At 43.5% G+C, this 26,499-nt stretch carries 29 protein-coding genes; 6 read left to right on the forward strand and 23 right to left on the reverse strand.

What is annotated here, in order from left to right; genetic code table 11:
- Nucleotides 1-227: 227 nt before the first annotated feature.
- The 6 genes from fumC to BHE18_RS00390 form a co-directional block, all read right to left on the reverse strand.
- Nucleotides 228-1,607 (reverse strand): class II fumarate hydratase, encoded by a 1,380-nt coding sequence (fumC, locus tag BHE18_RS00365; protein ID WP_071616790.1) that lies wholly within the window; start codon nucleotides 1,605-1,607, stop codon nucleotides 228-230.
- Nucleotides 1,608-1,697: 90 nt separating this feature from the next.
- Nucleotides 1,698-2,720 carry an ABC transporter permease subunit gene (locus BHE18_RS00370; protein ID WP_071616791.1) on the reverse strand — a complete coding sequence of 341 codons (1,023 nt, stop codon included), beginning with the start codon at nucleotides 2,718-2,720 and terminating at the stop codon, nucleotides 1,698-1,700.
- Nucleotides 2,713-3,609 (reverse strand): ABC transporter permease subunit, encoded by an 897-nt coding sequence (locus tag BHE18_RS00375; RefSeq protein ID WP_171910624.1) that lies wholly within the window; start codon nucleotides 3,607-3,609, stop codon nucleotides 2,713-2,715. Before BHE18_RS00375 ends, BHE18_RS00370 begins: the two co-directional genes overlap by 8 nt.
- A 115-nt stretch (nucleotides 3,610-3,724) precedes the next feature.
- Complete coding sequence (locus BHE18_RS00380; RefSeq protein ID WP_071616793.1) at nucleotides 3,725-4,459, reverse strand: amino acid ABC transporter ATP-binding protein; 735 nt, start codon at nucleotides 4,457-4,459, stop codon at nucleotides 3,725-3,727.
- Between the two features lie 12 nt (nucleotides 4,460-4,471).
- Nucleotides 4,472-5,176 (reverse strand): amino acid ABC transporter permease, encoded by a 705-nt coding sequence (locus tag BHE18_RS00385; RefSeq protein ID WP_071616794.1) that lies wholly within the window; start codon nucleotides 5,174-5,176, stop codon nucleotides 4,472-4,474.
- On the reverse strand, nucleotides 5,160-5,972 hold the full coding sequence (locus BHE18_RS00390) for an amino acid ABC transporter substrate-binding protein (RefSeq protein ID WP_071616795.1): 813 nt from the start codon (nucleotides 5,970-5,972) through the stop codon (nucleotides 5,160-5,162). Before BHE18_RS00390 ends, BHE18_RS00385 begins: the two co-directional genes overlap by 17 nt.
- Nucleotides 5,973-6,159: 187 nt before the next feature.
- Here BHE18_RS00390 and BHE18_RS00395 point away from each other — a divergent pair, with 187 nt between their 5' ends.
- Nucleotides 6,160-6,771, forward strand: coding sequence for an NAD(P)-dependent oxidoreductase (locus BHE18_RS00395; RefSeq protein ID WP_071616796.1), 612 nt, complete (start codon nucleotides 6,160-6,162; stop codon nucleotides 6,769-6,771).
- A 290-nt stretch (nucleotides 6,772-7,061) separates the two neighbouring features.
- Here the strand turns inward: BHE18_RS00395 and BHE18_RS00400 are convergent, their stop codons facing one another.
- From BHE18_RS00400 to BHE18_RS00435, 8 genes are all read right to left on the reverse strand, one after another.
- Nucleotides 7,062-9,080 carry an ABC transporter ATP-binding protein gene (locus BHE18_RS00400; RefSeq protein WP_071616797.1) on the reverse strand — a complete coding sequence of 673 codons (2,019 nt, stop codon included), beginning with the start codon at nucleotides 9,078-9,080 and terminating at the stop codon, nucleotides 7,062-7,064.
- Nucleotides 9,077-10,834 (reverse strand): ABC transporter ATP-binding protein, encoded by a 1,758-nt coding sequence (locus BHE18_RS00405; RefSeq protein WP_071616798.1) that lies wholly within the window; start codon nucleotides 10,832-10,834, stop codon nucleotides 9,077-9,079. The genes BHE18_RS00400 and BHE18_RS00405 overlap by 4 nt, the downstream gene beginning before the upstream one ends.
- A 537-nt stretch (nucleotides 10,835-11,371) precedes the next feature.
- Nucleotides 11,372-11,686, reverse strand: a complete 315-nt coding sequence (locus BHE18_RS00410) for a YbjQ family protein (RefSeq protein WP_071616799.1) — start codon at nucleotides 11,684-11,686, stop codon at nucleotides 11,372-11,374.
- Complete coding sequence (locus BHE18_RS00415; protein WP_071616800.1) at nucleotides 11,683-11,895, reverse strand: sigmaY antisigma factor component; 213 nt, start codon at nucleotides 11,893-11,895, stop codon at nucleotides 11,683-11,685. Before BHE18_RS00415 ends, BHE18_RS00410 begins: the two co-directional genes overlap by 4 nt.
- Nucleotides 11,892-12,218: a YxlC family protein gene (locus BHE18_RS00420; protein ID WP_071616801.1), complete on the reverse strand. Its 327-nt coding sequence runs from the start codon at nucleotides 12,216-12,218 to the stop codon at nucleotides 11,892-11,894. Before BHE18_RS00420 ends, BHE18_RS00415 begins: the two co-directional genes overlap by 4 nt.
- Nucleotides 12,193-12,735 (reverse strand): RNA polymerase sigma factor SigY, encoded by a 543-nt coding sequence (gene sigY, locus BHE18_RS00425; RefSeq protein ID WP_071616802.1) that lies wholly within the window; start codon nucleotides 12,733-12,735, stop codon nucleotides 12,193-12,195. The genes BHE18_RS00420 and sigY overlap by 26 nt, the downstream gene beginning before the upstream one ends.
- A gap of 483 nt (nucleotides 12,736-13,218) precedes the next feature.
- The gene (locus tag BHE18_RS00430) at nucleotides 13,219-14,487 is read right to left on the reverse strand and encodes an MFS transporter (protein WP_071616803.1); all 1,269 of its coding nucleotides are present in this window, start codon (nucleotides 14,485-14,487) and stop codon (nucleotides 13,219-13,221) included.
- Between the two features lie 110 nt (nucleotides 14,488-14,597).
- Nucleotides 14,598-15,446, reverse strand: coding sequence for a hypothetical protein (locus BHE18_RS00435; protein ID WP_071616804.1), 849 nt, complete (start codon nucleotides 15,444-15,446; stop codon nucleotides 14,598-14,600).
- 546 nt (nucleotides 15,447-15,992) lie between these two features.
- Between BHE18_RS00435 and BHE18_RS00440 the strand changes: the two genes are divergently transcribed.
- A complete protein-coding gene (locus BHE18_RS00440) occupies nucleotides 15,993-16,529 on the forward strand; it encodes a universal stress protein (protein WP_071616805.1) in 537 nt (178 codons plus the stop codon).
- A gap of 29 nt (nucleotides 16,530-16,558) precedes the next feature.
- On the opposite strand, the gene BHE18_RS00445 is transcribed toward BHE18_RS00440, so the two are convergent.
- Entirely contained in the window at nucleotides 16,559-17,017 is a 459-nt protein-coding gene (locus BHE18_RS00445; RefSeq protein WP_071616806.1) for a helix-turn-helix transcriptional regulator, read from the reverse strand.
- A gap of 215 nt (nucleotides 17,018-17,232) precedes the next feature.
- On the reverse strand, nucleotides 17,233-18,477 hold the full coding sequence (locus BHE18_RS00450; RefSeq protein WP_071616807.1) for a dicarboxylate/amino acid:cation symporter: 1,245 nt from the start codon (nucleotides 18,475-18,477) through the stop codon (nucleotides 17,233-17,235).
- A gap of 329 nt (nucleotides 18,478-18,806) precedes the next feature.
- Between BHE18_RS00450 and BHE18_RS00455 the strand changes: the two genes are divergently transcribed.
- On the forward strand, nucleotides 18,807-19,259 hold the full coding sequence (locus BHE18_RS00455) for a hypothetical protein (RefSeq protein WP_083573554.1): 453 nt from the start codon (nucleotides 18,807-18,809) through the stop codon (nucleotides 19,257-19,259).
- Nucleotides 19,260-19,306: 47 nt separating this feature from the next.
- Here the strand turns inward: BHE18_RS00455 and splB are convergent, their stop codons facing one another.
- The 3 genes from splB to BHE18_RS00470 all read right to left on the reverse strand — a co-directional run bounded on the left by splB (nucleotide 19,307) and on the right by BHE18_RS00470 (nucleotide 21,707).
- Nucleotides 19,307-20,335: a spore photoproduct lyase gene (gene splB, locus BHE18_RS00460; protein ID WP_071616808.1), complete on the reverse strand. Its 1,029-nt coding sequence runs from the start codon at nucleotides 20,333-20,335 to the stop codon at nucleotides 19,307-19,309.
- Between the two features lie 10 nt (nucleotides 20,336-20,345).
- Nucleotides 20,346-20,591, reverse strand: a complete 246-nt coding sequence (locus BHE18_RS00465; protein WP_071616809.1) for a transcriptional regulator SplA domain-containing protein — start codon at nucleotides 20,589-20,591, stop codon at nucleotides 20,346-20,348.
- Nucleotides 20,592-20,750: 159 nt separating this feature from the next.
- Nucleotides 20,751-21,707, reverse strand: coding sequence for a phosphotransferase enzyme family protein (locus tag BHE18_RS00470; protein ID WP_071616810.1), 957 nt, complete (start codon nucleotides 21,705-21,707; stop codon nucleotides 20,751-20,753).
- Nucleotides 21,708-21,741: 34 nt separating this feature from the next.
- Between BHE18_RS00470 and BHE18_RS00475 the strand changes: the two genes are divergently transcribed.
- The gene (locus BHE18_RS00475) at nucleotides 21,742-22,644 is read left to right on the forward strand and encodes an aldo/keto reductase (RefSeq protein WP_071616811.1); all 903 of its coding nucleotides are present in this window, start codon (nucleotides 21,742-21,744) and stop codon (nucleotides 22,642-22,644) included.
- 45 nt (nucleotides 22,645-22,689) lie between these two features.
- On the opposite strand, the gene BHE18_RS00480 is transcribed toward BHE18_RS00475, so the two are convergent.
- Together BHE18_RS00480 and BHE18_RS00485 are read right to left on the reverse strand one after the other, a co-directional pair.
- Nucleotides 22,690-22,878, reverse strand: a complete 189-nt coding sequence (locus BHE18_RS00480) for a Fur-regulated basic protein FbpA (protein WP_071616812.1) — start codon at nucleotides 22,876-22,878, stop codon at nucleotides 22,690-22,692.
- Between the two features lie 106 nt (nucleotides 22,879-22,984).
- Entirely contained in the window at nucleotides 22,985-23,335 is a 351-nt protein-coding gene (locus BHE18_RS00485; protein WP_071616813.1) for a hypothetical protein, read from the reverse strand.
- Nucleotides 23,336-23,517: 182 nt separating this feature from the next.
- Between BHE18_RS00485 and BHE18_RS00490 the strand changes: the two genes are divergently transcribed.
- Nucleotides 23,518-23,808 carry a hypothetical protein gene (locus BHE18_RS00490; protein WP_071616814.1) on the forward strand — a complete coding sequence of 97 codons (291 nt, stop codon included), beginning with the start codon at nucleotides 23,518-23,520 and terminating at the stop codon, nucleotides 23,806-23,808.
- Between the two features lie 101 nt (nucleotides 23,809-23,909).
- Nucleotides 23,910-24,542: a YczE/YyaS/YitT family protein gene (locus tag BHE18_RS00495; protein ID WP_071616815.1), complete on the forward strand. Its 633-nt coding sequence runs from the start codon at nucleotides 23,910-23,912 to the stop codon at nucleotides 24,540-24,542.
- 36 nt (nucleotides 24,543-24,578) lie between these two features.
- Here the strand turns inward: BHE18_RS00495 and BHE18_RS00500 are convergent, their stop codons facing one another.
- Both BHE18_RS00500 and BHE18_RS00505 read right to left on the reverse strand, forming a co-directional pair.
- Nucleotides 24,579-24,923 carry a hypothetical protein gene (locus BHE18_RS00500; RefSeq protein WP_071616816.1) on the reverse strand — a complete coding sequence of 115 codons (345 nt, stop codon included), beginning with the start codon at nucleotides 24,921-24,923 and terminating at the stop codon, nucleotides 24,579-24,581.
- A gap of 110 nt (nucleotides 24,924-25,033) precedes the next feature.
- Nucleotides 25,034-26,446 carry a SpoVR family protein gene (locus BHE18_RS00505; protein WP_071616817.1) on the reverse strand — a complete coding sequence of 471 codons (1,413 nt, stop codon included), beginning with the start codon at nucleotides 26,444-26,446 and terminating at the stop codon, nucleotides 25,034-25,036.
- Nucleotides 26,447-26,499 lie beyond the last annotated feature (53 nt).

The raw sequence follows: 26,499 nt of genomic DNA on the forward strand, positions 1-26,499 counted from the left end.
TGTCTAGCTGCAGGGCTTAGAGGCACATGTCTAAGCCAAACCGACCAAGAAGGCTAAATGCGCCTTAGTGGCCGTTTCGTCTTATGCCACACGCCTCTGACCAAAGCCCTTCCGCTTTTCGGTTAGGAGTCTTCGTCTTGCACTCCAATGAACCGCTGGAAACAGTCAAATTCTTTTATCTCACATTCAAAGGTGATTTTCCAGCTATTCACTACCTAATTCATTTGTTATTTAACCATCTTCGCCGGATTGATCCACTCATCGTATTGCTCCTCTGTCAGATATTCTGATTCTATCGCTGCTTCTTTCAGTGTCGAGCCGCTTTTATGGGCGTTCTTCGCAATTTCAGCTGCTTTTTCGTAGCCGATATGCGGATTCAGTGCTGTGACGAGCATAAGGGAACGTTGAACAAATTCTTGGATGACTTCTTCATTGGCTTCCATGCCTTTCACGCATTTATCGTTGAATGAACGTATTCCGTCGGTAAGTAATCTTATGGATTGAAGCATGTTATAAATAATCACCGGTTTGAAGACATTCAGCTCGAAATTACCCTGGCTTGCTGCAAACCCGATGCACGCATCATTTCCGAATACCTGGGTGGCGACCATGGTGACAGCCTCGCTTTGAGTAGGGTTGACCTTCCCCGGCATGATCGAACTGCCCGGTTCGTTTGCGGGGATCGTGATTTCCCCGATTCCGCTCCGAGGACCGCTTGACAGCCAGCGGACATCATTTGCGACTTTCATCAAGTCTGCGGCCAATGCCTTTAAGGCACCATGCACGTAAACAATTTCATCATGGGAAGTGAGCGCATGAAATTTATTATCGGAAGAAACGAATGGGATGCCGGTCTGATTTTCAAGTTCCTCAGCGACCTTCCCCCCAAATGACGGATGGGCATTGATCCCGGTTCCCACTGCAGTACCGCCTATTGCAAGGTGGACAAGCTGCCCCATGCTCTCTTCAATCATTTGACGTGATTTTTCCATCATCGCCCTCCAACCGCTTACCTCCTGACCCAGTGTCAGAGGGGTGGCGTCCTGCAGGTGTGTACGGCCGATTTTAATGATATCCTGAAACTTCAATTCTTTTTCGCGGAGGGTTTCAATGAATTCATCAATGACCGGCAGGAGTTTTCCGGAAATTTCTTTATAGGCAGCGATATGCATGGCAGTTGGAAAAGTATCGTTTGAACTTTGCGACATATTCACATCGTCATTTGGGTGAACCTTCTCTTCACTTCCTGCCTCTTTTAAAAGTTCATTTGCACGGTAGGCAACGACTTCATTTACATTCATATTCGATTGCGTGCCGCTCCCCGTCTGCCAGACAACCAATGGAAAATGCTCATCCCATTCAGCGTTCAGGATCTCATCGCATGCCCCGCAGATCGCTTTCATTTTCCCTTCCGAAAGTTTGCCAAGCTTTTGATTCGACATTGCCGCCGCCTTTTTCAGCTGCGCGAAAGCATATGTAACTTCGAGCGGCATTCTTTCTGTACCGATTTGGAAGTTTTCTTTACTTCTCTGTGTCTGTGCACCCCAGTATTTCTCTTTGGGTACTTTCATTTCACCAATCGTATCCCGTTCAATTCGGTAATCCATCTCTCTTCCTCCCTCAAATAATAGTCACATTACCATATTTCCACTATTTGACCTGTACTAACCACTTTCGGACAGGTTTTGTTCAAAAAGTCAGCCGGAGTAGGTTCGGTGCTTTTCCAGCATGAACTTACCCTCCTCGGGTGTTCCACCCTTTGAAAGAGGATCTGCCTTTTCATCTCTTACATCCTTTCGTCTTATTACTGCCGATTCTCCCATTATCAATACTTGAAGGGACGAGGCCATCATGTTAAAAGCCAGGACGGTAAGTGAGAGTGCAGCAAGCGGGGAAAAAATGATCCAGGGGCCCGTCATGATTTCAACCCGTGAATTACCTATGTTTCCGGCCCACTCATTGGACAGGGAAAAGATCCGGGATTCTCCTACCATTATTTCCTTTTCCACGTGTCCGCCCAGCATAACCCCTAAAATCCCCAGATGCGCAAACAAAATCAGCACGCTCACGTTGCGTTGGAAGAATATTAAAAAGAGGCGGGGCAGCAGATTCTTAAGGACATGACGACGGTATAGGTACCATCCCCGCGCCCCCAGGGTTCTCGCGCTCAATATATATTCTTCCATCAGCGTCTTTTGAATCTCTTTGGAAAGCACCACTACGATCTGCGGCACCCCTATCATAGTCAGCAAGAAGATTTGAATGCTGAGAAATTTTACCGGTTCAACTTCGGCATCCACCACAAAGCGGAGCGGAAATAGCAGCATAAAAGCAATGACAGCCATTGGAACATAAATCATGGATTCCACTGCTTCTTCAAAGACAGTCAAGAATCTTTTAGACAATCCCGTAAAGGCAATGGAAAAAAACAATGACAGGACCATCTGGAGGAAACTGATGATCAGCCCAAGCAAAATAGTGAATTTTGCCCCTTGAACAATATAAGTCCAGAGCGGGATCCCCAGCCTGTCTGATCCCAGAGGGGGGAGCTCGGCGGGAGTGAACGGGGGACCGGCAATCCCTCCATTCAGGTGCAGGAAGCTGATGCTTTCAACTCCTTTTTCGAAAAATGGTTCATACAGGAAACTGACAAGTAAAAGTACAGCGAGAAAAATGAATCCGGTCAGAAACTTCGGCTTTTTCAACAGCTGTCTAAGCATAAGTCCCGTCCTCCTTCATACCGATGCTCTTTTTCATACGCTGCTCGATTAAAGTAAAGAGAAGGAAAAACGGCAGAAAAATCAGTGTACTGATAATGACGAATGTGTAGCCGGTCGACCACATCAAAAGTCCCATCACACCGCGCATATTAAATAATTGTTCAAGAATAAATAGGTTCGAAAGCATAAAGGAAAATATCAGTTTCATTTGATAAAACAAACTGTACAGCACATTCCTGAAACTGTGTACCACCAAAATATGAACAGAACTCAACCCTTTCCCCCGGGCAAGTTCAACATAAGCCTTCTTTTCCTCCTCTTTCAAAAGCAATACGATCGTCTTGACTAAAAAAACGGCAGGCACCACGGTCAAACAAGTGACAGGCAGCAAATAGATCTCTTCACCGCCAGTCATGGCGATATCGCCGATCAGCACCCCCGTCTCCCTGAAATACATAACAACAAGCAGCTGCACGCCGATGATGATAAAGATATCCGGCAGCGATTCCGTTATATTTACTATAAAAAGAAGAAAACGTTTAATCTTCCCGCAGGGCAAAGAAATCAGCATGCTTACCAGCACAGCTGCAATGACGGCAAGCGTAAGGGAGAAAAAGAAAACTTTCATCGAATACGCGACCCTTTCAAAGAGCACGTCAACAAGGGCGTATTCCTTTCCCATCACGACAATTGACCATTGATCCGGCCTTGCCAAATAAAGAAACACATTATAAATCGCACTGACATATGAGAACGGATAAAAACCGAATGAACCGCTTTTGGCATTCATATAGACATATTGGAAATCTGCATTAAAGAACAGATTTGGCAGCGCACTGATAAAAACCAATCCTGTAAGGACAAGCAGTAATCTTCTGAATATCTTCATTGCATCCCCCTTTTCTGCTGTATTACCTTTTCTTTCCATAATAGAAGAATCCCTGCTTTTCCTCATGTTTTACAAAAAAAAAGATGAATGGTGAGTGTCCATTCATCTTTTCCTATCATCGTATCAAGTTTAAAAATTGGCGGGTGCGGTCGTGCTTCGGATTCTCGAACACTTCCTGCGGGGTTCCTTCTTCCAGGATGTAACCGCCGTCCATGAAGATCACTTTATCCGCAGCTTCCTTTGCAAATCTCATTTCGTGGGTGACGACGACCATCGTCATGCCTTCTTCAGCAAGGTCCTTCATGACCCTGAGTACTTCTCCAACCAACTCGGGGTCGAGTGCGGAGGTCGGTTCGTCAAACAGCATCACCTGCGGTTCGATTGCAAGGGCCCTTGCGATGCCGACCCTCTGCTGCTGTCCTCCGGAAAGCTGGAACGGATAATAATCGATTTTGTCGCCGAGGCCCACTTTTTCAAGGAGGCGGATGGCATTTGCCCGGACATCTGCTTTTTTCTTGCCCTGTACGACGACCGGTCCTTCCATGACATTCTCAAGAGCTGTCATATGCGGGAAGAGGTTATAAGTCTGAAAGACCATACCGGTCCTTCTTCTGAATTTCAAAAGTTCGGCAGTTGATACCTTTTCAGAAAAATCAACCGTCATATCGCCGATTGATACACTGCCTTCATTAGGGGTCTCGAGTGCGTTCAAGCATCTGAGGAACGTCGTTTTACCGGATCCAGAGGGGCCGATCAGAACGATCACTTCCCCTTTTTTGACTTTCACATCCATGCCTTTCAATACTTCCAGGTCATCAAAGCGTTTCTTCAGTCCTTTTATCGAAATCATCTTTACCCTCCTTTATTTAGCGATATATCGATCAAGCCTTGCTTCCACTCTTCCTTGTATGATCGATAGAATGAAACAAATGATCCAATATAATAATGCCGCTTCCATGTACATTAGAAGGAATTCATAGTTGGTTGCCGCAATTTCCTGGGCTTTCCTGAACATTTCTGTCACGAAAATCAGTGAAGCAAGCGACGTATCTTTTACCAGACTGATAAATGAATTGGACAATGGGGGGATGGACACCCTTGTTGCCTGCGGCAGGATGATTCTCTTAAGCGTCTGTGAATAGCTCATGCCGATGGAGTACCCTGCTTCCCACTGCCCCTTCGGAATGGACTGGATGGCAGCCCTCACAATTTCGGAAGAGTACGCTCCCATGTTCAAGGAGAATGCAATGACGGCGGCAGGAAATGGTTCCAGCTTAAGAAATTCGATGCCGAGTGAACCGAGTCCAAAGAAAATGATGAACAGCTGCACCAGCAGCGGCGTTCCCCTGATCGCGGACACATAGACTCTCGCAATACCCCGTAAAGCTGAAAACCTTGATAGTCTGGCCAGAGCAGTGAAAACAGCAATGATTAATCCTAAAGTAAACGATATGAGCGTTAGAGGGATAGAATAATACAAAGCTCCCTTGATCATCGGAAGCAGGGAGCTTTGTAAAATATCAAACATTTCTTCAGGATTTTGAAAAATACTACTTAGGAGATACATTCTCACCAAACCACTTGTTGGAGATCTCTTCGTATGTTCCGTCTTTCATCATTTCCTCTAACGCTTTATTGACTTCTTCCACCAGCTTGTCACTGCCTTTTCGGAACATCAGTCCGCTTTGGCCTGCATCTTCAGCCTCGGCTGCAATTTTGATATTGGCATTCTTTTGTTTATTCATATAATCAAGGATTGAAATCTTATCATTTACTGTCACATCAACACGACCCTGTTCAAGCAGCTGGATCGATTGGGCGAGCCCGTCGACCCCCTGGATGACAGCGCCATTCTCTTCTGCAATATCTCTGTAATTGCTTGTCAGTGATTGAGCAGAAGTGAGTCCTTTGATGTCTTCAAATGATTTCACTTCGTTGTTATCTTTTGAAACGACAACCACAGCACTTGATTCAATATACGGCTCCGAAAAGTCATACTTCTTCTGTCTGTCTTCACGGATCCCCACTTGGTTGGCGATCATATCGAAGCGATTGGAATTCAAGCCTTCGAACATCGCATCCCATTGTGTTTCCTTGAACTCTGCTTCAACACCTAGGCGTTTCGCTACTTCACGGGCGATTTCTACATCAAACCCGGTCAGCTTTCCTGATTCATCGTGGAACGTGAAAGGAGGATATGTACCTTCAGTTCCCACTAACAGCTTTCCTTCTTCTTTCACTTTATCGTAAAGGGACTGTTCTGAATCCCCGCTTGATCCTTCATTCTCCTTTGATTGTCCGCATGCGGAAAGCACCATTGAAAGTACCAGCAGCAGAACAGCTGTAAATTTCCATTTCTTCATCATCAAAACCCCCACTAATCTTATCGGAATTAATAACTACGAATGTCATCATAAAACGATACCCGTAAAAAGTCAATGACCAAAATCTTAATTTCAAGATTATTTTTTCGCAGATTCATGCTCCTTTGGTATACTTTTAATCTAACCTATTATATGAGTAGAAATGCGGATTTAAGGAGGGGTATCCATGAAAATTGCTCTCTTTGGCAGTACCGGCAGGGTCGGGGCTGTTTTTTATGAAAATGCACGGAATGATCATACGATTCACCGTTTGACGAGAAAGAATGTACAGAAAAAAAGTCTTCAAGAAATTGCAGTGACAGGCGATGTGCTCAATGAGGAAGATGTATTCAACACGATTTCCGGCTGCGATGCAGTCGTCAGCTGCCTGAATACAGACAAGGAAGATGTGTTATCGAGGAGCATGCCCATCATCTTAAAAGCAATGAGGCAATACGGCATTACCCGCATCATCACATGCGGTACGGCCGGGATATTGAATTCAAGGAAGGAACCCCATTTATACCGTTTCCAATCGATTGAATCAAAGAGGAGGAGCTCCACCGCTGCGGAAGATCATCTCAGGGCCTTCCTGATGCTTCGGGCTTCAGGACTCCAATGGACGGTCGTTTGTCCGACGTATCTTCCTGACGGTGAACGAATAGGAAAGTATCGCATAGAAAGAGACACCCTCCCTGAGGATGGCAGGAGCATCTCCATTTATGATACAGGTGATTTTATTTATCATGAGTTGATGAACCCTCAATGTATCCGGATGAGGGTGGGGATTTGTTATTAGAGCTAAATTGGAGTAATGAGTTTGGGACAGGTTTTGCGAAATTTATCTATCATTGTCGAATTGTCGGTAAGTGCGAAAAAATTGTTGGTATTCTTTAATATTAGTTGATAAAACTCATAAAACGTTGGTTAATCATTAACCTCGTTGTGCCAGGAACAATCCACCCGGCACGTTCCCGCCTCTCCCGGGCACTGGATTTCCTCCACACACCAAAAAAAGAGAGCCACAAAATGTCTTTGGCTCTCTTCCTTTTTAAACCTTGCCGCTTAATCAAGCTGCATTCCCTCTGATCAGCCTGCAAGATCTGATGATGATCCCTGCTGAAGCTGATACATTTGATAATAACGTCCTCCTGCTTTCATGAGTTCGTCATGACTTCCTTTTTCAACGATTTCTCCCCTATCCAGCACGAGGATTTGATCCGCATTCTTAATCGTGGATAGACGGTGAGCGATGATAAAAGTCGTTCTGCCCTTCTTCAAGACTTCCATCGCTTCCTGGATGACAGCTTCGGTTTCTGTATCGATGCTTGAGGTTGCTTCATCCAAAATTAAGATTGCCGGGTTGAAGGCAAGCGCCCGGGCAAAGGAAATCAGCTGACGCTGACCTGATGAAAGGGTGCTGCCCTTTTCTATCACTGGTTCGTCATAGCCTTTTTCCAGGTTTTTGAATACTTTTTCCGCCCCGACCGCCTTCAGGGCTTCTTCCACTGTTTCCCTTGAGATCCTTGGATCATCAAGACTGACATTGGATGCAATTGTACCTGTAAATAAATACGGATCTTGAAGGACGATTCCCATATGCTCCCGGATTGTCTGATATGGAATATCTTTAATATCCTGTCCGTCGATCATGATTTTTCCTTCATTGGCATCATAGAAACGGAATAAGAGGTTCATGATTGAGCTTTTTCCTGATCCCGTGTGGCCGACAAGTGCTACGGTTTCTCCTTGATTCGCTTCGAACGTGATGTCCTTTAGCACATATTCATTTTCTTTGTAGCCGAAGAAAACATGATCAAAGCTGACGTTTCCTTGGTAGCGGGGCATTTTATCATCCGCTACCTGTGTGCCGTCCTCATCAAGCAGACTGAAAACGCGTTCCCCTGCGACGAGTGCCTGTTCCAGGTTCGCCAACTGATTGACGATTCCGGTCACAGGCTGGAATAATCGGTTGATATAGTCAACGAAAGCATAGAGAACACCCAGTGTCACTACAGATCCTACACCGATCGAGCCTCCTCCGAAATACCAGATGAATGCCACGAACGTGATATTCCTCAATACTCCGACAAGATTATGAGAAGTCATGGAGTTCAAGCTTAATAGCTTATTTTGATATTTATAATGTGTACCGTTCAATTCTTCAAATTCGCCGCTTGTTTGCTTTTCTCTGCTGAAAGCTTGAATGATGTTCATCCCTTGGATCGATTCATTGATCATCGCATTGATGTCACTTACCTTCGACCGGATGATGTGATTATATTTCGATGCATAGATCCGATACAGATAAGTCCAGATAACAAGTATCGGAATCAAAATCAGGCAGATCGCAGCCAGCTTCACATCCAGGATGAAAAGGGCGATGTAAATCCCGATGATATAGATTGTACTCGTGAAGAACGTAGACAACACGGTCACATATAAATCCCGTATGGCTTCCGTATCATTTGTGATCCGGGCAACAACCTTCCCTGCCGGCAGATTATCAAAATAGCGAATCGGCAGCTTTTGGATATGCTGAAAGATATCGTCGCGCATCTTCTGGATGACTCTGTTGGCAGCTTTTTGAAGATAAAACCGCTGACCATATTGGAAGAAGGACGCAACCACCAGCAGCCCAAAATAAAAGACAAGCAGTTTAATAATCTTTGGAATTTCAGGATTATAAAAGTCTAACAGCTCATCGCCACTTAGCTTTTGAGCCGGATATGTTTCAAATTCTTCTCCTTTTGTGATAATCATTTTGCCGTCCATCACTTTACGCTCACCATTGAATGATATAGCAGCAGGGATAAAGTAAAACTCCCTTCCGACTTGAAGGACTCTCACTTCTTCCCCCTTTTCTTCACCACTGTTAAAATACTCTTCTCTTTTATACCATTCTCCTTTATACGAAACGGAGTCTTTACCTTTTTCAGTTTCAAACCATGCCGCTTCGATCCCAAGGATGTGGTCATCGATCATTTTCTTGGCGATGAAAGGGCCGGCAAGCTCTGCCGCCACTGAAACAGTCAGCATCAGCAAGGCGGCTATAATGATTTTTTTATACAAAAGCGCATAGTCTACAAGTCTTCTTCCGACTTTCATACACCCACCTCCTCATGTGAGGAATCTTCAACTTGCTGACGGTCGAATTGCTCTTTATACCAGCCGCCATTTTCAAGAAGAGTCCCGTGGACACCTTCTTCCACCACTTTCCCGTCTTCCATTACAATGATCCAGTCCGCATGCTGGACAGCAGACAGGCGATGGGTTGTGATGATCGTTGTTTTTCCTTCACGTTCATTTCGAATATTTTCAATGATCTTGGCTTCGGTTTTGGCATCGACAGCAGACAGCGAGTCATCCAGGATGAGGATTTCAGGATTCTTGATGAGTGCCCTTGCAATGGAAATCCGCTGTTTCTGACCTCCCGACAGCGCAACCCCCTTTTCCCCGACAAGCGTTGATAAACCGTCCGGAAGCATTTCCAGATCTTTTTTGAAATCGGCAAGCTCGATCGCTTTTTTCAGGTCCCTCTCGTCTGCATCCTGTCGTCCGAACATGATGTTTTCTTTTACACTTCTTGAAAACAACACATGATCCTGCGGGACGTAACCGATCCAGCTTCTGACCTGCTCGAGTGTGAGGTCATTGATCCCGATCCCGGAAATCGACAATGAACCTGTTCCTGCAGGGTATTCCCTCAAAAGCTGTTTGATGAAGGTCGTCTTCCCGCTTCCGGTTTTCCCTACTACACCGAGGGTATCCCCCCTGCTTAATTTCAGGTTTAGATTGATCAAATTTTCCACCTGTGAAGAAGGATATTTGAAATGCACATCATCGAATGCTGCATTTTCTGGCCTGCCGACCGTTCGAGGGTTCTCCGGATCTCTCACATCCTGCACATAGTCCAGCGTTTCCTGCACACGGTCAAGGGATGCATTCCCCCGCTGCATGATATTGATCAGTTCACCGATCGCAAACATCGGCCAAATCAGCATTCCCAGATACACATTGAATGACACTAGCTCCCCCAGTGTAATCGAACGGTGAAATACCAGATAGGCGCCGTATCCCAGCCCAATCAGATAACTTAAACCGACCAGCACTTTAATGGTTGGATCAAAAAGCGAATCGATCTTCGCTACTTCTATATTCTTTTTGTACACATCTTCTGTCATGTCAGAAAATCGGCCCTCATCTGCTCTTTCCTGGACATAAGCCCTGATGACCCTGACACCCGCAACCGACTCCAGAACCTTGTCGTTCAGGTCCCCGAATGAGTCCTGCGCTTCCGTAAAACGTTTATGGATTTTTGCACCATATACTTTCATCAATAGAGCCATAACCGGTAATGGAAGAATGGCTGCAAGGGTTAATTTCCAGCTGATAAGGAACCCCATTGTAAATAAGATCGTAAGCATGAAAACACTCGAGTCGATCAGTGTAAGTACACCAAATCCTGCAGTGACAGAGATCGCCTTCAAATCATTCGTGGCCCTTGCCATCAAATCACCGGTGCGGTTCTTTTCAAAGAAAGTCGGTGTCATCTTCAATAAATGCCCCATAAAGTTTGACCGGAGTTTCCGTTCAACAAGGAACGCCCCTCCAAATAATTGATACATCCATACATAAGTCAACGAGTATGAGATGATTGTGATGCCGGCTAAAAACCAAAGATATTTACTTAAGACCTCCCAGGACATCGATCCGAGATGGATATCATCAATTGCGTTCCCGACGAGCTTGGGAGGGATCACATCGAGGATTCCAACAATCGTCAACAGGGTGATTGCAACCGTGTACCTCTTCCAATTTTCTTTAAAAAACCATGATAATTTCTTAAAAATACTAAACATCGTTTTTACCCCCTCATTCTTTCATTCGTTTACTATCCGCCTTCTGTCTCTGCGATTGTCATCATCTTTTTCTTTTGTACTTTCAGCATCTTGTTTTCCTCCTGAAATTTTTTATTTATGTGAACAGGTGCTTTACCTGAGATCACCGGCAAACAAAAAAGGCGTTAAGAAGGCTGCCAGTGCAGGGCTGATTTGCATCAGCAGGCCTGCGCGTGCCTTGTTAACGCCCGGAAATTGGACATAAAAAAGCACAGGTTAGTGTACATAACCTGTGCCTGTTATTCATTTTGATTTGAATAAGAAGTTACTGGTTATGTGATGATATGAAATTAGGGAAAAATGCTCTTCCTCCGCCTTGAACTGTATAGAACTTCATCATCACAAACCCTCCATTTCTTCAATCGTTTTTATTCCATTAATAACCATACTATAGGTTTTGAATTGTGTCAATTTTATTTTTATTACCAATTTTCTATACACTATGACCGTGTTTCTATCGATGTGCACCCAATTCACTTTATGTGCCGCTGCTGGTTATTATTCCACCGTCACTGCCGTACCGTAGGCGATGATTTCAGAGGCATTCTGCATCACGGCGGATGTCTCCAATCTCACAGCAATCACTGCATTTGCCCCTTTTAGTGCAGCATCCTCTTTCATCCTTTCAATTGCCTGGTGCCTGGCTTCCTCCATCAATTCGCTGTACTCGCTGATTTCGCCTCCTAAAATTGTCTTTAAACCGGCGACAATATCTTTCCCTATATGCTTGGCCTGTACAGTACTCCCTTTTACGAATCCTCTTAGTTCTTTTACTTCTTTTCCCGGTACAAAATCTGTCGTTACAATGATCATTCCACTCTCTCCCTTTTCTTTAACTTCTTCCATATTTTCTTTGCGAAAATCAGGTAAAATATCAGCGGCATAGGGGTCTGGATCAATCCCCATAATCCCCAGAACCAATAAAGATGACCATTCTTCCTGGCGTCGAGAAATAAATAGATACTCTGTGCAAGAAGAACGGGTATGATAAGGAGCAGCAGATACATTTCTTCCTTCGTCATATCTTCTTCACCTGCTTGAAAAACGCAAGGCTGGCAAAAGTCGCCGCTCCAATAAACACTGCCCCCTGCATCATGAGGAACAGCATTGGCATTTTGACCAGTGTGAGTGAAAGGAGCAGCAGCAGACAGCCTGCTATCAGCAAAAAAAGAATGAGGTCCCGTTTCAGTCCGGCTTTTATATCTCTTTGCTGCTGAAGGACGAACTGCTGGAACCATTCCTCTGAAGGGACTGTATCTTCGATTTCTTTATCCAGCGGCTCCATCCCGGCTTTGAGGATTGTTTCCAGTTCGTGTTCTTCAGTTGGCTGTTGTTTGTTGTTCATCCAGTTTCATCTCCTTTCTTAACCTGAGTATTCCGTGATGGACCCTTGATTTTACTGTACCTGCCGGCAGTCCGATCATATCTGAAATTTCATCGTAAGAATATCCATAATAATGTTTAAGAATGACGGGTATCCTGACTCCATTCTCTAAGATCGATAAGGCCTTAAGTACATCATTCCACTCTTCATTTCTCGACTCCAGACCCCATTTTAGACTGCGGTAATTGGCTTCTTCTTTCTGCCAATCCTTCTCTTTTCCCTTTTTGCGCTGGATATCGATGTAACGGTTGGTCGCAATCGTGATCAGCCAGGAAGAAAATTTCGATTTGCCATTGTACTGGTGGATCTTTTCAACTATTTTTGACATCGTATCCTGAGCCAGCTCTTCTGCCTGATCTTTATTCATTGTCACTTTTATTAAGTATTTCACTAAAAAAGGATAGTTCTGTCTGAATAAGGAAGCGAAGGCTTCATGGTCCCCTTTTTTTGCACGTTTGATTAATTCTCTCTCTTCCATCGCATGTATCCCTTCCATCGCCTGTGCGTTCATCGATAATACGAATGATATGTAAAAACGTTCAAAATTATTTTGTTCTTTTTAAAAAATTTTTTCCCTTTCAATACCGCTAATGATTTCCGTGCAAGACTTCGCTTTCCGCGGGTAGCCCGTGAGCCTCCTCGGCAAGCCTGCGGGAAGAAAAGCGGAAGGGCTTTGTTTAGAGGCTGGTGGCATAAGGCGAATCGGCCACGAAGGCGTTCTTTGCCTTCTTGGCCGGTTTGACTTATGACATGTGCCTCTAAGCCCTGGAGCTGGACAGGTCTCACATCAGCTACTCTTCCCGCAGGAGTCTACGTCTTGCCCAATCAACCGCTGGTAAGCACTAAAACCAAATAAATTAATCTAGACGCTCCAAAAAACCGAACTAATTGATTCCAAGGATCCATAATATAGTTCGGTCTTAACCAAAGCAGATATACAATTTTTCTTATCCTTATTTAATTACCCGTTCACTGCTGCCGGCTGGATGTTTTCCAGGTTTGTAAATTTAGGCAGGATGATGGTGTAGAATGCCGCTACGATGAGGAGGCTGCCTCCGACGAGCCAGTATAGCATTTCGACCGTTACCACCGACGGGAATGTGATGGCGATGGCTCCGAGTGTGATTGATTGTGAAAGCATCATAAGGGGATTGATCCATCCCTGTACGCGCCCCATCATTTTAGAATCTATGATACTTGGCATCCAGCCTCCGATTGCAATATTTACAAGCGGAAGGCCTAATGCAGCGATGAATACAATCACCATAAATATCCATGTGCTGGGAGCAAATGAAGCTGCTATGATAAAGGTTCCAGAAATGACCAGACCGGCAACGATCAATTGATGGAATTTGAATTTCTGGGTGAGCATTGAAGAAACCACGCTTCCAATCAATACCCCGGAACCGAATGCAATCCCAAGTATGATTGAATATTCTTCATATGTTTCCGGTGCCAGTTTGTACTTAAGGATGAAGATTGGAATGACCGAGAAACCTCCGTTGACGATTCCAAAAACGACAAATCCCCCGATCAATGAAAGCAGCAGTTTATGGTGCAGGATATAGACAAGCCCGGACTTGAAGTCTTTCATTACGAAAGACACATTGAGGTCCTTCCAGGTATGTTTCCCATTAGGCTGCCGTACATCTTCAGGAATGACACACTTCTTGATTAAAATGGCACTTAAAACAAATGTGATGAAATCCACAAGGAGGGCCCCATATATCCCTGCATTCCAATAAACAAAAATTGCGATGGCGTTGCCGAGCAGCATGAACAAACTCATGACCATCTGATTCAAACCGGCTGCGGTTGAGTAGTCATCCTTAGAAAGGACCCCCTGAAGGATTGCCTGTTCAGCCGGAAAGAAAAACTTCTGTACCCCGCTTCTTATAAAAAGGACAGCAAAGATTAAAGGAAGCCAGCCGATATAAATTGCCCCGACCAGGATAACGGTTAATACTGCGCTGATTGTGTCACAGTGATAAGCGATTTTCTGCCGGTCCATCCGGTCTGCCAATACACCTACCAGGAAAAACACAACCAGAGTCGGAAGTGAATACATCATTTCCGTGATCGAAGCATACATCGGCTGGTCTGAAAAACGATCCAAAAGGTAAAACATAAATGCCGTAAGGCCGACCACACTTCCCATATGTGAAGTCAAATTAGCCATGAACAACTTCACAAAAATCGGTTTCTTGAATATTTCCATCATTTTTTTCATTGTTATCCATCCCCACCATTTTCTAGTATATGTAAATCATACATTAAGTCCGGTAGACCTTCCGAGCGACTATTGGTGGTTTTTCCCTCCGTCTGGAGTCTGATGAGGCTTCATCCTTTCACAAAACGCAAATTAAGCTCATCTTCGATTTTTGTTATGACATCCCTCCATGATGCTTGATCCCTTTCAATATGCAGCCAATCCACACCTGAATCTTTCAATATAGACTTTTCCACTGTTACGCGCTCCTCCAAAAAATTCATAATCCCATCTAAATCATTAGTAAGATTATGATTGATCCCGTATTTTTGTTTCGTGTAGTAATCTCTCACAAATGTAAACCACTGCTCTGAACGCTCTGCCATAACATGTTCCAATGCTTTTTTGATTTCTTTCGGTTCAAGGTAAACGACCAGCGGACGATATTCCTTCACCAGCATGAGGAGGTCTATGACAAAGGTTTTAATGAATTCCGCCGGCATGTCATTCTTTGCAATCAGAAACGTCAATGGATTCTGCAGCAGGCTGCAATCCAAGACATATACATCATCCGTGCCGGCAAGTAACTCTTTAAACAACCTCCATTTATGTTTTATCACCAGTATGTATGTATCTGGATCAGTATTATAAATATCAAACTGCTCAAGTTCTTTTATGAATGATTCTGAGAATGCTTCGCTTTCAGACATTCTTTCATAATGAACCAGCATCCCGTGTTCTAAGATTTCACAATAAGAGCTGACACTTCCAGCATCGATACCGTACTCTTCTTCAATTGACTTCAACTGATCTTCAGTCAAAAAAGCGGCTCTTTCGTAATCTGCAGGCTGCTCAAGGTTTCCTTCCACAACCTCTTTTACGGGAATACCCTTCCCCTTTAAAAAATGCGAAATCTTTTGAACTGTGGATGTCTTCCCCGCACCGGGGATACCCTCGACAAATATGACCCTTCCACTCATCTTCATCTCTCCTTAACCCAATATCATCCATTTTACCATGTGAAATTATCTTTCAACTATATAAATAATCAGGATAAATAAACATAATTTTTCTTAAAACGCTCACACTAATTACATGTAACGAATTTCCCGAAGATGCGAAACGGCTGAAGTTAATCACAAGGAATCCTGCATGCCGACGGATTCCCTGTAATAACTTGGATGTTTCGAGTGAAAAGCAACCGGGTAACAATACACTAACCGGTTGAAAATGAAATTTGAAATTACATTATTAGAACGATAAGTCGAGGTGAATCTCATGTTACGTACAATCCTTATGGTCATTGGTGCAATTGTAGTAATTGGCTGGATCATCAGCATGCTATAAGATCAAAAATAATCAGCAATTATACGTTTATAAAAATGCACACAAAAAGAGCAGGATAGACTTCCCCTATCCTGCTCTTTTTTCAACTTTCTTTCATGTAATGAACCTTGTCAACAGTAAATGATTAAGAATTCAAAATACGGGGTAAATACCGTATATACTACAAACGAGGTGATCATATGTATAAGCACTTACTTGTTGCTTATGATGAAACGGATGGAAGCAAAAAAGCGCTTGATGAAGCACTGAAATTAACAAAATTATCACCAGATACAAAGCTTACGGTGCTTCATGTTTCCGATGATAAAGGAACGGGACCGGATGCAACCCGCGATAACTATACTCCGACCCACGCACTCGCTGATACAGCGCCTGGATTTGATAATCAATATATGGGGAATCTATCAGCATCCCGGGATGAAAAACTAAACTCACACCGGATGGTGGATAATGATCAGGGAATCTCTGCACCCTCTTCTACTCATTCCGTGTTAAACAATGTAAAAGAAAAATTAAATCCTTACCAGCTCGACATCGACTATGTTCATCTTTCCGGTTCTGAAGCAAAGCGGATATGTGAATATGCAAAGGATCATAATGCTGACTTGGTCCTGGTCGGTAATTCCGGAAAGTCAAACCTGAAAAAATGGGTGCTGGGAAGTGTCAGTGAAAAGATTGCTCATGACTGTGAAACAAGCGTGCTTGTTGTCAAATAAACGAAAGATAAGGGGAGGAAACTTGAGAATCAAGTTTCCTCCCTTTTTATTTCATTAAACCTGCTCTCGGTTTCTTCCTTGTTAAAGCTGCTGTAGATCCGGTAGTGATTTCTATCAAGGATTCTGAAATGTTTGCTGAATAGGTTTTGCTGGAGTACGTACCCATCACTTTCCTTGATTTCCTTCCACCATACTTTCCCGCCGAGCGTTTTCTCTTTCCTGAAGTCCATTCCTTCACGAGCCAGGGTCTCAATGACTTCAAGCGGCTCTCCCCCCAGACTTGTAACCAATGTTTCACTGTCCCTGAATAGGGCGCATACAGCAATCACGGCAGTCCAGCTTGCATCGACTCTTCCTTTCTCAATCTGTACGAGTGTTTTTTTTGAGATGCCGATCACATTAGCCATTTTATCTTGTGTATATCCGGCTTCCGTTCGAATCAGTCTCAATTTATCGGATATGATGGTAATGACTTCTTCCTTCTTCATTTAAACACCTGCTTTTCTTAACTGAGTGTAATTTTACACCACCCTATAGCTTTACGCAAACAGGATATGGGTCTCCCAATTCAATCATACGCCGGAAAGAACGGATCATCTGCCAGCAGCTTAAAATTAAAAACCCGACCTGATTTTCCAGTTGAAAGGAAAAACAGATCGGGTTCACTCAGTCTGGAACACTTGTCCCATCCTGATTTTCTTAATTAAACGTCTCCTCTTTGTTCTTTGATGGTACGTTTTTTCTCGCTTTCTGAAACAAACAGGGCACATGCTGCATCCCCTGAGATATTAACTGCCGTTCTGGCCATATCAAGCAAGCGGTCGATTCCGAGGATCAGTCCGATTCCTTCGACAGGCAGTCCCACAGAACTTAATACCATCGCAAGCAAAATCAAACCGACTCCCGGAACCCCTGCAGTACCGATACTTGCAAGCACAGCTGTCAATACGACTGTGACCAATTGTTCAAGAGTCAGATCGATGCCGTATACCTGTGCTATGAAAATGGTCGCGACACCCTGCATGATGGCGGTACCATCCATATTGATGGTAGCCCCCAGAGGCTGTACGAATGAGCTCACAGGTTTGGATACATTCAATCTCTCCTGGGCCACTTCCATTGAAAGCGGCAGCGTTGCATTACTGCTGGAAGTACTGAATGCAACACTCATTGCAGGACTGAAATTCTTAAAGAACCAAAGCGGGTTTTTCTTGGCAAGCAGCAGAACGGTGCTTCCGTAAGTGATGATTGCATGAATGATCAATGCAGCCAAGACAACAACGAAATACAGCCACATCGCTTTCAGCGCACTCATTCCCTGACTTCCGATGGCCGAAGCAATAAGCCCGAAAGTTCCATACGGGGCAAATTTCATTACCAATGTCACAAGATACATCATTAAGTCATTACCTTGTTCGACTAACTTCAATATACCTTTTGTTTTATCACCAAGGGCTGTGAGTCCAAGGCCGATGAAAAGGGCAAATGCAATAATCTGCAGCATATTACCTTCTGTCATTGCCGTCATAGGATTTTTAGGAATGATATTCATGATTGTCTCCCCGACCGGCGGAGCCTTCTCAGATTTAAATTCTTCAGCCTGCGTGCGGTCGATTCCTTCTACCATTCCAGGATCAATAATATTGGCAAGCGTCAGCCCGATGACGATGGCTATGCATGTCGTTACCAAGAAGTAAACAATCGTCTTCAAGCCTATCCTTCCAAGTTTCTTCGGATCCCCGAGGCCTGCTGACCCAAGAACGATGGATAAGAATACGATCGGTACTACCAGCATGCTGATCAGATTCAAGAATATCTTTCCTAATGGAGTGAACAGGTAAGGGTCCAATATATCGAACACATCTTTAGCGAATATATTCAGGGCCAGTCCCACAATAGCCCCCAATATCAAGGCAAGGATAATCTTAGTTGTTAAGTTGAATTTCATAGATGAACCTCCTTATATAATTGAATTCTTAATAGCGAAAATAACACAAATAATTTACAGATGTTTACCCTTTTTTAAAAATCCTAAACATCAGGTTAACACATTTTTATCTGAGCATCCCCAAAAAAATTTCCCTTTACCATTATACTGATTTATTTAAAAATTAAATTAGTTCTTCGATAATTTCAATCTTTTCTACTAGATAATGAAGGATTCATTACATAAAATAAGGGATTTGTTAATCTGATTTTCCTAGTCATCAATTTCCATAAACTTTCAATAATCGTTTTGATTATATTACGGTTTATTGGGTAAATAGTAGGTACAGCATGAATACAGAAAGGAACATCGCTATGAATAAAACGGTATACTTTCTTTCAAGCAGCCAACAGCGGAGTCTGATAGCCTTGGGCTGGGCAAGGAAACTTTCTATTCCAGACTGGTCATTCCAAAGTGCCGGGTGGCTGGAAACCTCAGATCGGGAACTCTCGGTTCTTGCAATGAAGGAGCTATGTATTGATATAAGTTCATTGCCACGCACCCAATTTGAAATGCCCCGCTTAAAGCAGGCATCTGTCATCATAAAGATCCAAGATACAGAATTTGATGATGACATCATCCTGCCTTCCGATCTTGAGGATAAAGTAATCTGCTGGGATCTCCCGAATCCGCGGAAACGTTCAAGTGATAAGTTGGAAGAGTGGGCAAGATACCAGGAAATATGTGATGAAATAGCCATGAAAGTAAAAAGTCTCAGCACGATACTGCCAGGGTTCAATTGAGCGGACTGATGATCATGATTTTAAATGACATCAGTCCCTTTTTTTGTTTACGTAAAATATTCAAGCTGCGCTTTAGGGAAAAATTCCTCCATATAAGAGTACAAGCGGTCCTTCAGTTCCTGTTCTTCATCCTTTTGATAGATATACTTCCCTATTCCATACTTACCCCATTTATACCGGCGTTCTTCTTCATTAAGTTCAAGCTTGGTCATAGGATAATTTTTTTCGATTACCCGTTTCGCTGGTTTGGTGAAGCGGTGCTGAATGAATTCAAATGTCAAATCTTCCTTTGCCTCCTGAGAAAGATGCTGATTCAGATGTTCAAACATCTTCCTGTAGCCTTCTTCCCATCCTTCATGGATGTAGATAGGGGCGACAATGAATCCGAGCGGATATCCTGCCCTCGCAACTTTCCCTGCAGCTTCCAGACGTTTATCCAAAGGGGATGTGCCCGGTTCGAAATTTTTGATGACATAATCTGCATTGATGCTGAACCTGAATCTCGTTCTGCCGTTATGCTTTGCATCAAGTAAATGATCGACATGATGGAACTTCGTCACAAATCTTAACTTCCCATGCTCAGATTCTCCAAAATGTTCGATTGCACGTTTAAGAGTATGGGTAAGATGATCCACACCTACAATATCTGACGTACATGCTGCTTCAAATCTTGTCATCTCGGGTGCTCTTTCAGCTATATATTTATCTGCCGCTTCCAGGATTTCCTCCACGTTCACATACGTACGGATATAAGGTTTGCTGCCCATGGTCGTCTGCAGATAGCAATAATGACAATGACCCATGCACCCGGTTGCGAAAGGAATTGCATATTCCGCGGATGGTTTGGACGTATCGAATTTCAATGTTTTCCGGACCCCCACAACCAGGGTCGACTTTGCTATCCTGTACTTCTGGAAATGATTGTCCCCGGGGAGATTCCTCACTTGATTATGAGACGTGGTATAGCGTATTTCGATATCCATTTTTTCGAATTTTTCTTTCAGTTCTTTCCCAAGAGGATATTCAAGAGCCCCGGGTTCAAAGTATACGAGCTGAGGGATGAAAGGCTTAACCATGCCGGATCACCTAAAGCTCTCCAAATGATTGGTTGTATACCTGTTCTGCTTCTGCTTCAGAAGAGTATACAGCCAAATCATCTGTTAAGGGATAGTACGTTTCATATAAAAACAAAGCCAATTCCTCAGGGTTTTCAGGATTTTTTACCACAGCCGCTTCCTGGACATTTGCAACAGTCTGGGTATGGGGATTACGGTATATGACATATACCACATCTCCGGCATTATAATGGGGAGTTTGACTATTTAGCTCCATGTTCTTCACCTTCCATATCATTTTTTGGGTTATTAACCCCCGTCTGAATGCTTGCAAGCCTTGGATTCATTTATTTTTGCTTACAGGACCAATGCTTTCATTTTCTCTCATAATCGGAAAAAATATGATGGTAAATGATGTTTCAGGCCAGTCAGAAGTTTAATGACAGGTAGTTGCTTCAAAATAATCCTTACAGCGCATCAGATAGTCGATGCACTTTTTATGAAAAACGGCTGCCTTTACGTACCCTTGTTGTGAGTAGTACATTGTGTATTGCAGAAGAATAAGAATAACCAGATGAGGAAGGAGTACTGCTTCCTCATCACTGATCCCCAGATTGAATGTATAACCCTTAATCAGCTCCCGAATATTCCTGAGAAAGTGATGGAAATCGATTGTAGATCCGCTATACCTCAGTAGACTCGCGATGATATAGGCAAGATCACCAATACGGGGAGCTTGCCGGATCCTTTCAAAATCCACTAAACCGAGGATTTTATCTCCCATCCATAAAACATTCCTTAAATGTGCATCACTGTGGACAAGCTGCAAGGGGAGCCATTTATAAGTGCCTTCATATGATGAGATCTCTCCGTACACTTTCTCTGCCCATTCGGTCAATTCAGACTTTGATTCTGAAAGCCAGCTTTTAAAATAATTAAACACATCCCATACTTGTGTGCTATATTCATACGGGCATTTACCCAATGCCAGATGAAATCTTGCAAGATATTTCCCGAGCATGATGAATTGTCCGCAGCAATTCTCTTTATTTACCTGAATCGGATTGCCCTCCAAAGATGCATATAAAGAATAATAACTTCCATCCTCTTTTACATACGGTTCCCCGCAGATATTCAAAATTGGCGTTTCTACATTTATCCCTTTCCTGATCAAATACTGGGTGATCCGGTACTCTTCTTTACGCTCCCAGTATGAGGTACCCTTTCTTTCTTTTAAATAGAACGTGCTGCCTTCAGAAGTGATTTTCTTTATATTCTTACGATGTTCCAACAATTGGACCTTGCCTATGTTCCAATGAGATAAAAGACCTTTCATTTTCAATTCATTCCCCGTCATAGTAAGATACAATTTAGTATAGTAAATCGTCAGCAACTGCATACCACCAACTTGAAAAGGGGTTTTACACTTGGAAAGAATCACAATGAATGAGGAATTATCGTTTTCGAGGATCATCCATGGATTATGGAGACTTTCAGATTGGAATCAAACTAAAGAGGAAACATTATCCTTGATTCAATTCAACCTGGAAAAAGGAATTACGACATTTGATCATGCGGATATATATGGTTCATACACTTGTGAAGAAAAATTCGGAGAAGCACTCTCCCTGGAACCGTCTATCAGGGAACAAATGGAGATTGTGACCAAGTGCGGGATCGTCCTCCCGTCAAAAAACCGCCCTGACCACAAAACACATCACTACAATACGAGTAAAAGACATATCTTATCTTCAGTGGAGCAGTCCCTGAAAAATCTTCGTACCGATTACATCGATGTACTGCTCATCCACCGTCCTGACCCGTTCATGGATGGAGAAGAAGTGGCTGAAGCCTTCACTCAGTTGAAGGATCAAGGGAAAGTGCGTCATTTCGGAGTGTCCAATTTCAAAGAACATCAATGGAATATGCTGCAGTCATACCTGCCATTCCCGTTGGTGACCAACCAGATTGAGCTTTCAGCCTATCATCTGGAGAACTTCGAAGACGGCACCCTGAACCTTTGCCAGGAAAAACGGATTGCGCCTATGGCCTGGTCCCCGCTTGCAGGAGGGAACATATTTACAGGCGTTGATGAGAAGGCTGTACGCCTGCGTGAAACTCTCACAAAAATCCAAGATGAGACAGGTGCTGAAGGAATCGATTCCATCCTTTATGCATGGCTGTTGAACCATCCGGCCCGCATCATGCCGATTGTCGGGTCAGGTAAAAAGGAACGGATTCAAAGGGCGATCGATTCGATGAGGCTTGAACTAAACCATGATCAATGGTTTGACATCCTGCAAAGCTCGATGGGCCATGATGTTCTTTAAAATAAAGCATAATAAAAGACGATCCTTCTCGAAAGGGTCGTCTTTTTAACTGATGAGATCATGGTTGCTTACATAATACTCGATGTATACATCCTGAAGTTCACTCATCGATAGTTCATAGAGTTGTTTGCCAAAGTATTTATAAACGCCGATTCTTAACAGCTGTTGAATATAAAAGTCCTTCTTCATTTCAGGTGAACTCAAATGATTTGATTTACTTTCCTGGTGTAACATATTCATCCCTCCACTCGGAGATATACCCAGTTAAGTGATCATGTTAAACCAGCGAACTGTAAATTTCCATCATTTACAATAAGCAACAAAAAAATGCCCCGGTCCATTAAACCTGAGCATTTTCACCCTCGCTGCGCTGAAGCTGCTTTTTCTTATCACGTTTGATGAAGAAATCAAGCCCTGCCCAGAAAACGACTGATATGATTGCAAAATAAGCAATGGCGAAATAAATGTCCTCCGTCTTCCAATCGAGTCTCGGGATCATCAGACCCAATCCGCCGGAAACGACATAATAAACTCCTATTAATTGCAAAAATACTTTTCTTGGTGATTCTATATTCTCCAGATACCCTTTCCCTGCTTTCCCAAAGAAGATTGCAATGCCTCTTAAAATGATATAAGCAGAAAAGGCTATGATGATCGCAACAACGAACTCCTGATTAAATACGTCAGCCATAATCTTTCTCCTTTCCGACTTGCCGTGGATCCGTATGTACAGAATGATCCTTTTTAAAGGATAAACCCATTGAGGATGTATTTCAAGTGAAAATACTGTGTATAATTTTTTCTTTCCCTGCTGCGACATAACCCGGTCACGAACAAGAGAATATATAACAAATGTTTTTCCCGGGGTGACTTATGACTGGCATTATTATTTGCTTGATTCTTCTTATGCTAGTGGCTTATTTAGGCTGGTCGATCATTTGGATCGCACCGCTGGTCGCCGGTCAACTCGCCCAAGAAGGCAAAGAACGGCTTCTTGGGCGATTCGCCTTATGCCATCCGCCTCTAAACAAAACCCTTCCGCTTTTCTTCCCGCAGGAACACAGTGACGAGGGAGGCTCACGGGCTACCCGCGGAAAGCGCAGTCTTGCACGGAAATCAATAGCGGTGATTACAGGCTGCACTAAAATGCTCGCCTTTAATTAATTTTTCAGTTGTGATAAACAGTGAAAACTGACTGTTTCTACATAATTGATTCAGGTGTAAAATATTGTATAGTGAGATTGTTCTAATGAAAAGGAGAAGCTATGAAAATTTATTGGCAATTGGGTTATTTTATCATTGGATTGCTCATTTTCAGCTACGGCATCAGTATGTCAATCAAAGTGCAATACTTAGGGATCCACCCCTGGGATGTATTGAATATCGCCCTGTTCGAAAAAATCGGCCTTACAATCGGGTCATGGAATATCATCATCGGTGCTGCCATGATTCTCGGCACCCTTCTCTTAAAAGGAAAGTACGTCCGGCTCGGAACGATCATCAATGGAGTCATGGTGGGAGTGCTTGTGGATTTTTTCCTCCATTTCAATCTGCTCCCTCCCCAGACAAATGCAGCCGTGGATGTTTTCTTGCTCATTTCAGCAATAGTGCTGATGGGGATCGGCGGAGGATTATATTCAGCAGCCCAGTTAGGGACGGGACCGAGAGATGGGTTCATGCTGACCATTTCAGACAGGACCGGTTTCTCGATCAGTACAGTGCGGATTCTATGCGAATGCTCGGTCTTGATTATCGGACTGCTGCTCGGAGGTCCTGTTTTTATTTTTACATTCATCTATACATTCATCCAGAGTCCCATTTTCCAGAAAACATTTCTCTCCTTCACTTCCGTCCTGGACAAAAAGTTTCATGAATCCCTCCGCAGAAAGGCAGGGTAACGAAAAAGAACAGGTCATGACCTGTTCTTTTTTAATCTATGTCATTTCACATGCCACCAAACCATATTGCCGGTAAGGATCTAACTGTTTAACGAACTCGAACAGCTCCTGCACCTTGGAATTCTCCATATCCCTTTTATAGTAATCCTCAAGAAGGGCAAAGATTTCATTAGGATACATCGGGCACGTGTGACTCCCCCAGTCAGTCTGCCTGCCTTCAACCCGGTTATAGTAAATATCATCAAGCACCGAAAAGAACAACTCGTACCCTTTCGGAAAGAATTCACTTATCCGCTTTGGGTAATTGTGATTCCAGTCCCCGCCTTCATAATGGAACGCTCCATCAGATAAATCCCCAATGAATACTTCCACGTCTGCCATATCGATTCCCCCTCAACCAGAAATGGTTTACTACTATATATAGGGCTGTCCACTTGATTTAGAACCGAAAAAACCGATTCCCGGGGGAGGAATCGGTTTTCATTTTTGGCTCAGAGATATTTCCTCTGAACGCTCCTTCCGTCATAAGTGAACAGCATATCCCGGTTCTCCACATGAGTTTCGATATGGACGGGTCTGCCCCAGAGGCGGTGGATATAGGGAAGCACTTTTTCCAAATATTTGATATCAAGCTCAACATCTTCGAACCAGTGTTTAAGATAAAGTTCCCCGCTCTTCATGTAATCACCGTCGGTCACGGTAATATACGGAAAACCACCGTTTACCCGCATGCTTACAAGCTGATCCCTCACCGCGGTCCATTCTTTATCCACGATCTTATAATCCTTACCCTGCTTCTGGAATAGATACATATCTTCCCTCATCACAAGATCTTTCGTTAAATAATTTCGTAAAAAGGAAATATCCGATTCGATTTCCCTCACTTCGAACATTTTATCCCGCCCGGATCCTGGTTTCACACCCCGTTTTATCATTTCCTCTGTAGGATTATCATAACGATCTTCGATATCTTCAAAAATCTTCAATCCCAGGTAATATGGATTTATTCCCGTCCGCGATGGCTGTACCACCCCTGCATTCAGCTTGGCGAATTCAATCGCCTCTCCGCTGGTCAGGTCCATTTCACGGATGATCCGCTGATGCCAATATGAAGCCCAGCCTTCATTCATAATTTTCGTTTCCAGCTGAGGCCAGAAATAGAGCATCTCCTCTCTCATCATCGTCAGGATATCCCTTTGCCAATCCGACAGTTCCCGGCTGTATTGTTCGATGAAAAGTAGAATATCCTTCTCCGGCTGTGGCGGAAACTTCTTTTTCACTTTTTTGGTTTGACGCTTTTTCGGTTTCTCATCAAGCGACCACAGGTCATCATAAGGTGTGACCGGATTCACTTCTTCTTCCACCCATTCGACATCATCCATCGTCCATGAAAGCGTGGGTCTCATAAGGGAAGGATCGATATGTTCATCAATGGCAAGGACGGCATCGAGGAAGTTTTCCACTTCCTGTTTGCCATGTTCGATTTCATATTTTCTTACACGTTCGGCTGTCGCCGACATGCTTTCGACCATATCGCGTTTTGTATTCTGAAATCTCACATTGTTTTTAAAGAAGTCACAATGTGCGAGTACATGGGCAACGATCAACTTGTTCTGAATCAATGAGTTTGAATCAAGCAGGAATGCGTAACATGGATCTGAATTGATGACCAATTCATAAATTTTACTGAGTCCGAGATCGTATTGAAGCTTCATTTTATGAAATTGCTTTCCGAAGCTCCAATGGGAGAAGCGGGTCGGCATTCCGTACGCACCAAATGTATAAATGATGTCAGCTGGACAGATTTCATATCTCATCGGATAAAAGTCGAGTCCGAATCCGGCAGCTATTTCGGTTATTTCGCCAATTGCGTTCTGCAATTGTTTTTGTTCCTCTAGGTTCATGGTCATCCCCCTCTTTTTACTCTTATCACAATGTATGAGAGGGGATGGTGATT

This window comes from Rossellomorea aquimaris (genome assembly GCF_001877785.1).
Lineage (GTDB): Bacteria > Bacillota > Bacilli > Bacillales > Bacillaceae_B > Rossellomorea > Rossellomorea aquimaris_A.

Bases quoted from the DNA above. Each gene is read 5' to 3' on its own strand.
- fumC (WP_071616790.1), bottom strand. From the start codon at position 1,607: ATGGATTACCGAATTGAACGGGATACGATTGGTGAAATGAAAGTACCC.
- BHE18_RS00370 (WP_071616791.1), bottom strand. From the start codon at position 2,720: ATGCTTAGACAGCTGTTGAAAAAGCCGAAGTTTCTGACCGGATTCATT.
- BHE18_RS00375 (WP_171910624.1), bottom strand. From the start codon at position 3,609: ATGAAGATATTCAGAAGATTACTGCTTGTCCTTACAGGATTGGTTTTT.
- BHE18_RS00380 (WP_071616793.1), bottom strand. From the start codon at position 4,459: ATGATTTCGATAAAAGGACTGAAGAAACGCTTTGATGACCTGGAAGTA.
- BHE18_RS00385 (WP_071616794.1), bottom strand. From the start codon at position 5,176: ATGTATCTCCTAAGTAGTATTTTTCAAAATCCTGAAGAAATGTTTGAT.
- BHE18_RS00390 (WP_071616795.1), bottom strand. From the start codon at position 5,972: ATGAAGAAATGGAAATTTACAGCTGTTCTGCTGCTGGTACTTTCAATG.
- BHE18_RS00395 (WP_071616796.1), top strand. From the start codon at position 6,160: ATGAAAATTGCTCTCTTTGGCAGTACCGGCAGGGTCGGGGCTGTTTTT.
- BHE18_RS00400 (WP_071616797.1), bottom strand. From the start codon at position 9,080: ATGAAAGTCGGAAGAAGACTTGTAGACTATGCGCTTTTGTATAAAAAA.
- BHE18_RS00405 (WP_071616798.1), bottom strand. From the start codon at position 10,834: ATGTTTAGTATTTTTAAGAAATTATCATGGTTTTTTAAAGAAAATTGG.
- BHE18_RS00410 (WP_071616799.1), bottom strand. From the start codon at position 11,686: ATGATCATTGTAACGACAGATTTTGTACCGGGAAAAGAAGTAAAAGAA.
- BHE18_RS00415 (WP_071616800.1), bottom strand. From the start codon at position 11,895: ATGACGAAGGAAGAAATGTATCTGCTGCTCCTTATCATACCCGTTCTT.
- BHE18_RS00420 (WP_071616801.1), bottom strand. From the start codon at position 12,218: ATGAACAACAAACAACAGCCAACTGAAGAACACGAACTGGAAACAATC.
- sigY (WP_071616802.1), bottom strand. From the start codon at position 12,735: ATGGAAGAGAGAGAATTAATCAAACGTGCAAAAAAAGGGGACCATGAA.
- BHE18_RS00430 (WP_071616803.1), bottom strand. From the start codon at position 14,487: ATGAAAAAAATGATGGAAATATTCAAGAAACCGATTTTTGTGAAGTTG.
- BHE18_RS00435 (WP_071616804.1), bottom strand. From the start codon at position 15,446: ATGAGTGGAAGGGTCATATTTGTCGAGGGTATCCCCGGTGCGGGGAAG.
- BHE18_RS00440 (WP_071616805.1), top strand. From the start codon at position 15,993: ATGTATAAGCACTTACTTGTTGCTTATGATGAAACGGATGGAAGCAAA.
- BHE18_RS00445 (WP_071616806.1), bottom strand. From the start codon at position 17,017: ATGAAGAAGGAAGAAGTCATTACCATCATATCCGATAAATTGAGACTG.
- BHE18_RS00450 (WP_071616807.1), bottom strand. From the start codon at position 18,477: ATGAAATTCAACTTAACAACTAAGATTATCCTTGCCTTGATATTGGGG.
- BHE18_RS00455 (WP_083573554.1), top strand. From the start codon at position 18,807: ATGAATACAGAAAGGAACATCGCTATGAATAAAACGGTATACTTTCTT.
- splB (WP_071616808.1), bottom strand. From the start codon at position 20,335: ATGGTTAAGCCTTTCATCCCTCAGCTCGTATACTTTGAACCCGGGGCT.
- BHE18_RS00465 (WP_071616809.1), bottom strand. From the start codon at position 20,591: ATGGAGCTAAATAGTCAAACTCCCCATTATAATGCCGGAGATGTGGTA.
- BHE18_RS00480 (WP_071616812.1), bottom strand. From the start codon at position 22,878: ATGTTACACCAGGAAAGTAAATCAAATCATTTGAGTTCACCTGAAATG.
- BHE18_RS00485 (WP_071616813.1), bottom strand. From the start codon at position 23,335: ATGGCTGACGTATTTAATCAGGAGTTCGTTGTTGCGATCATCATAGCC.
- BHE18_RS00490 (WP_071616814.1), top strand. From the start codon at position 23,518: ATGACTGGCATTATTATTTGCTTGATTCTTCTTATGCTAGTGGCTTAT.
- BHE18_RS00495 (WP_071616815.1), top strand. From the start codon at position 23,910: ATGAAAATTTATTGGCAATTGGGTTATTTTATCATTGGATTGCTCATT.
- BHE18_RS00500 (WP_071616816.1), bottom strand. From the start codon at position 24,923: ATGGCAGACGTGGAAGTATTCATTGGGGATTTATCTGATGGAGCGTTC.
- BHE18_RS00505 (WP_071616817.1), bottom strand. From the start codon at position 26,446: ATGAACCTAGAGGAACAAAAACAATTGCAGAACGCAATTGGCGAAATA.